1 protein-coding gene is annotated in these 1,412 nt (G+C 74.3%); it reads right to left on the minus strand.

Features of this window, described 5'->3' with window-relative positions; genetic code table 11:
- On the minus strand, positions 1–1,367 hold a 1,367-nt coding region (locus tag ACFQ87_RS46395; RefSeq protein WP_380617078.1), incomplete at its 3' end, for a polyketide synthase dehydratase domain-containing protein.
- Positions 1,368–1,412: the final 45 nt, after the last annotated feature.

The following is a 1,412-nucleotide window of genomic DNA, read 5'->3' on the forward strand; positions in this document are numbered from 1 at the left end:
GCCGCGTCGCACGGCTCCAGGGAGAGACCCTCCAGGGTCGCGTTCGCGCCCTTCTCGGCACGCCAGGCGACCGTCGACGGCGCGACCAGCCCCGCACCCGAGCCGGCGGCGCGGGCCAGTCGCGGCACCCACACCGTGCCACCGCGCACCGCCAGCTGCGGCTCACCCGCAGCCAGCGCCCACGGCAGCACACCCGACAGCTCCTCGCCGTCCGCCTCGTCATCTGCACCGCTCGCGGCGTCGATGTCGAGCAGGACGAACCGCTCCGGGTGCTCCGCCTGCGCGGAGCGCACCAGACCCCACACGGAGGCGGCGGCCAGATCAGTCAGCTCGGTGCCCGGCTCGGGCGCGACCGCACCCCTGGTCAGCAGGACCAGCCGCGAAGCGGACCAGCGCTCATCGGCAATCCAGGCCTGGACGATCTCCAGCACCCGGACCGCAGTCTCACGGGCACCGGTGATCACGTCCTCGTCGGCAATCGCCACCGGAAGGACGACCACGCTCGGAGCGTCGGCCCCACCGTCGACCGCCGTGCCCAGCGCCGCCAGGTCCGCGTACCGGTCACCGGCCACACCCGCCAGCCCGGCGGGCACCTCGCCCAGCCAGGCCCATCGGTCCGCGGTCTGCTCAACTGCCGTTGCCGGAGCGGTGAGCGCGGTCCAGTCGAGACGGAACAGCGAGTCCCGCACGGCCATCTGCGCGGCACTGATCTGCTCCGCCGACACCGGGCGAAGGACCAGCGATTCCACCGTGGTGACCGGGGTGCCCGTGGTGTCGGCCACCTCCACCGAGACCGCGTCCGTGCCCGCCGGCGCCAACCGGACGCGCAGTTCCGTGGCACCGACCGCGTGCAGGGACGCGCCCGACCAGGAGAAGGGCAGCCGGCCCCGGTCGTCCTCGCCGAGGAAGTCGCCCAGCCCCACCGCGTGGAGGGCCGCGTCGAGCAGGGCGGGGTGCAGGCCGAAGCGGGCCGCCGCCGCGTGCTCGTCGACGGGCAGCGCGACCTCGGCGAACACCTCATCGCCGCGACGCCAGGCCGCGCGCAGGCCCTGGAACACCGGGCCGTAAGCGAAGCCCCGCCCGGTCAGGCGGTCGTAGAGATCCGTGACGTCGACGGCCTCGGCATCCCGAGGCGGCCACACGGACCAGTCCGCGCTCGTGCTCGTGCTCGCCGGTCCTGTGCTGAGCGTGCCGGTAGCGTGGCGGACCCACTCGGCTTCCAGGTCCCCGTCGGTCTCCTCATGGACCCGGGAGTGCAGGGTCAGGAAACGGCGGCCGGTCTCGTCCGGTGCGCCGACGGCGAGCTGGATCTGGACGCCACCGCGCTCGGGCACCACCAGCGGCGCCTCCAGCGTCAGCTCCTCCACGTGCTCACAACCCGCACGCTCACCGGCGCGCAGCGCCAGCTCCAG

This window comes from Kitasatospora sp. NPDC056531 (genome assembly GCF_042794375.1).
Classification (GTDB): Bacteria; Actinomycetota; Actinomycetes; order Streptomycetales; family Streptomycetaceae; genus Kitasatospora.